At 52.8% G+C, this 271-nt stretch carries 1 protein-coding gene; it reads left to right on the forward strand.

Annotation, left to right across the window (positions count from 1 at the left end; genetic code table 11):
* Positions 1-26 precede the first annotated feature (26 nt).
* A partial coding sequence (locus SB765_RS29800) for a hypothetical protein (RefSeq protein ID WP_410932516.1) occupies positions 27-271 on the forward strand: 245 nt, incomplete at its 3' end.

The raw sequence follows: 271 nt of genomic DNA on the forward strand, positions 1-271 counted from the left end.
TGATGACAGGGAAAAGGATGACAGGCATGATGACACCACAAATGACACCACGCGAGAGTCAGGTTATGAGTACTATCCACTTCAGGATTGATGAGGACGTTAAACGGCTGGCGATGCGGGCAGCAGAGCGCCAGAAGATGACGCTGACAGAGGTTATGCGTCAGCGAGCGGAAGAGCTGGCTGCTGAAGAGCGGCAATATCAGGATGGCCAACATGATGCATGGCTGGAAGAGCAGATAGTGACGGCATTCAGTCGTTATGATGCCGGTGA

It is taken from the genome of Pseudomonas sp. SIMBA_067, from assembly GCF_046534675.1.
GTDB classification, from domain to species: Bacteria; Pseudomonadota; Gammaproteobacteria; order Pseudomonadales; family Pseudomonadaceae; genus Aquipseudomonas; species Aquipseudomonas putida.